This window comes from Streptomyces sp. SID10853 (assembly GCF_010548145.1).
GTDB lineage: Bacteria > Actinomycetota > Actinomycetes > Streptomycetales > Streptomycetaceae > Streptomyces.
Genome location: NZ_JAAGLN010000396.1, coordinates 1 through 3,687, shown reverse-complemented (window position 1 = coordinate 3,687; position 3,687 = coordinate 1). Strand labels below are relative to the sequence as shown.

Annotated in this window: 2 protein-coding genes and 1 pseudogene; all 3 read right to left on the bottom strand. The window is 73.1% G+C overall.

Annotated features, from left to right (window positions below):
- On the bottom strand, positions 1-1,469 hold a 1,469-nt coding region (locus G3I19_RS35315), incomplete at its 3' end, for an ABC transporter ATP-binding protein (protein ID WP_164267772.1).
- Positions 1,466-3,421, bottom strand: coding sequence for an ABC transporter ATP-binding protein (locus G3I19_RS35310; protein WP_164267771.1), 1,956 nt, complete (start codon positions 3,419-3,421; stop codon positions 1,466-1,468). The genes G3I19_RS35315 and G3I19_RS35310, both read right to left, overlap by 4 nt.
- 170 nt (positions 3,422-3,591) lie before the next feature.
- Positions 3,592-3,687 (bottom strand): annotated as a pseudogene (locus G3I19_RS37885) (MarR family transcriptional regulator); the annotation flags it as partial.

The following is a 3,687-nucleotide window of genomic DNA, read 5'->3' as shown; positions in this document are numbered from 1 at the left end:
CCGCCGGAGCCGACCTCGGTGTCCAGCGCCCCGTCCAGCGCGGCGGCCCAGCCGTCCGCGTCGACCGCGCCGAGCGCCGCCCACAGCTCCGCGTCGTCCGCGCCCGCCCTGGCCAGGCGCAGATTGTCCCGCAGCGAGCCCACGAAGACATGGTGCTCCTGGTTGACCAGCGCGACATGTTCCCGTACCCGCTCGGCGGGCATCCTGGACAGCTCGGCGCCGCCCAGCGTGACCTCGCCGGTGCGCGGGGCGTAGATCCCCGCGAGCAGCCGGCCCAGCGTGGACTTGCCCGCACCGGACGGCCCGACCAGTGCCATCCTGGTGCCGGGAGCGACGTCGAGCGTGACCCGGTGCAGTACGTCGACGCCCTCGCGGTAGCCAAAACGCACCGCGTCCGCCCGCACCGCACGCCCGTCGGGGCTCACCGCCCCGTCACCCGCGTCCGGTTCGATCTCCCGTACGCCGACGAGACGGGCCAACGACACCTGGGCGACCTGGAGTTCGTCGTACCAGCGCAGGATCAGCCCGACCGGATCCACCATCATCTGGGCGAGCAGCGCACCCGTGGTGAGCCGGCCGACGCTGATCCAGCCCTGGAGCACGAAGACCCCGCCGAGCATCAGCACCGCGCCGAGGATGGTCACATACGTGACGTTGATGACCGGGAAGAGGACCGACCGCAGCCAGAGCGTGTACCGCTCCCACGCGGTCCACTCCTTGACCCGCCGTTCGGAGAGCGCCACCCGGCGGGAACCGAGGCGGTGCGCCTCGATGGTCCGCCCCGCGTCCACGGTCTCGGCGAGCATCGCGGCGACCGCCGCGTATCCGGCGGCCTCCGAACGGTAGGCGGACGGCGCCCGCTTGAAGTACCAGCGGCACCCCACCAGCAGCACCGGCAGCGCCACCAGCACCGCGAGCGCCAGCGGGGGAGCGGTCACGGCCAGCGCGCCGATCAGCAGCCCCGCCCACACCACGCCGATCGCCAGCTGCGGCACCGCTTCACGCATCGCGTTGGCGAGCCGGTCGATGTCGGTGGTGATGCGCGAGAGCAGGTCACCGGTACCGGCCCGCTCCAGAACACCCGGCGGCAGCGCGACCGAGCGTACGAGGTAGTCCTCGCGCAGATCGGCCAGCATCTCCTCGCCGAGCATCGCGCCGCGCAGCCCCATCAGCCGGACGAAGAAGGTCTGGACCGCCAGGGCGACCGCGAACACCGCGGCGACGCGGCCCAGATGGAGGTCGTGCTCCCCGTTCGAGAGGTCCTCGACGAGACCGCCCAGGAGATAGGGGCCGACCAGTGAAGCGACCACCGCGATGGCGTTGGCCCCGATGAGCACGGCGAACGCCCGCCGGTGGCGGCCCAGCAGCTCGCGTACGTAGGCCCGTACGGTGGTGGGTGTGCCGACCGGCAGAGTGGTCGCCGTCTCCGGTGCCGACGGGTCGTAGGCCGGTGGCGCGACGCCGATCATGCTGACTCCTCGATGTCTGCGAAAGCCTGCGGGGCGGAGCGGGGGGCCTGGGCGGCGGGGGTGGCTCGGGCCGATGGGCCGGCCGGGGCGGCTCGGGCGGTTCGGCCCGCCGGTGCGGTGCCGGATGTTCCGGCGGCGGGCGCCCGGTCCGCGCCGTCCGGTCCTTCGGCTCCTTCGTGTCGTTCGGCTTCTTCATCGGGGTGGCGGGTGACGACCGCGCGGTAACGCTGGTCACCGTGGAGCAGTTCACGGTGCGGGCCGGTGGCCGCGACAGCGCCCTCGTGGACGAAGACCACCCGGTCGGCGTGGTCGAGCAGGAGCGGCGACGACGCGAAGACCACCGTCGTACGCCCCGCGCGCAGCCCCTTCACGCCCCGGGCGACCCGCGCCTCGGTGTGCGAGTCCACGGCCGACGTCGGCTCGTCGAGCACCAGCACCTCCGGATCGGTCACCAGCGAGCGGGCCAGCGCCAGCCGCTGCCGCTGGCCGCCGGAGAGCGACCGCCCGCGTTCGGTGATCCTGGTCCGTAGCGGATCTCCGCCCGGCTCGACGGCGGCCTGGGCCAGCGACTGCAGGACGTCCGCGCACTGTGCGGCGGCCAGCGCCTGTGCGGCCGGCACCTGGCCGGACGACGGCACGTCGAGCAACTCGCTCAGAGTGCCGGACAACAGCACCGGGTCCTTGTCCTGGACGAGGACGGCCGTACGGGCGGTGTCCAGCGGCAGATCGTCGAGCGCGACCCCGCCGAGCAGGACCGACGGCAGCTTCTCCGTGTCCTGCGCGGTCGCGTGGCCGCCGAGCCGTTCGGCCAGCGCGCCCGCGGCGTCCGGGTCGCCGCACACCACAGCGGTGAACTCACCGGCCGGCGCGAGCAGTCCGGTCACCGGGTCGTACAGATCACCGTCCGGCACCTCCGGGCACACTTCGGACGCCGGGCGGCCGGCCGGCTCGTACGCGGTGCGCTCCAGCGCCAGTACCCGCGCCGCGCGTTTCGCCGACGGCCGCGAGAAGGAGTACGCCATGGCGATCTCCTGGAAGTGCCGCAGCGGGAAGAGTAGCAGCGTCACCGCGCTGTACACGGTCACGAGCTGACCGACCTCGATCCGCCCGTCGGCGGCCAGCCGGGCGCCGTACCAGACCACACCGATCAGCAGCAGCCCCGGCAGCAGCACCTGGATCCCCGAGATCAGCGACCACATACGGGCGCTGCGCACGGCGGCCCGGCGCACCTCCTGGGATGCGCCGCGGTACCGGCCGAGGAAGAGCTCCTCGCCGCCGATACCGCGCAGCACCCGCAGCCCCGCGACAGTGTCGGCCGCCAGCTCGGTGGCCCGCCCCGCCTTCTCCCGCTGGACGTCGGCCCGCGCGGTGGCAGTGGAGAGCAACGGCAGGACGGCCAGCGCCAGTACGGGCATGGCGAGCGCCACCACGATGCCGAGCGAGGGCAGATACAGCAGCAGACCGGCACAGATGATGACCAGGACCGTCGCCGCGGCGAGGAAACGGGAGAGCGCCTCGACGAACCAGCCGATCTTCTCGACGTCCCCGGTGGACACCGCGACGACCTCACCCGCGGCGACCCGGCGGGTCAGCGCCGAGCCCAGCTCGGCGGTCTTACGGGCGAGCAGCTGCTGGACCCGGGCCGCGGCGGTGATCCAGTTGGTGACAGCGGTCCGGTGCAGCATGGTGTCGCCCACCGCGATCACCGCGCCGAGCAGCGCGATCAGCCCGCCGGAGAGGGCGAGCCGGCCACCCGATCGGTCCACCACGGCCTGGACGGCGAAGCCGACGGCCAGTGGCAGCCCGGCGATTCCGCACTGGTGCAGCAGCCCCCAGGCGAGTGACCTGCACTGACCACCGAGCTGATTGCGGCCGAGCCAGTAGAGGAAACGGGGACCTGACCGTACGTCGGGATCGCCTGGGTCTGGATAGGGAAGATCGCGAATCTGCATGGGATCCCAGGAGTCGATGAGGGGCTCAAACCGTGCAAGGTTCGCGCTCCACCACGCTTCGGGGCAATCGATTTTCCCTCCGGGGCCGCCGAACGCGGGCCGCCGAACGCGGGCCGGCGAAGGAGCCGGGACGGGGCCGGGACGGGGCCGGGCTGGGACGGGGCCGGCCGTCAGGCGCGGTGGCCGTGGGTGCCGTCCAGCAGGGTGGACAGCAGCTCGCCGAGGGATTCGCGCTGGTCGGCGGCGAGGGGGGCCAGGATCTCCTC

Excerpts from the sequence above, each read along its gene's own strand:
- G3I19_RS35310 (WP_164267771.1), bottom strand. The coding sequence starts at position 3,421 with ATGCAGATTCGCGATCTTCCCTATCCAGACCCAGGCGATCCCGACGTA.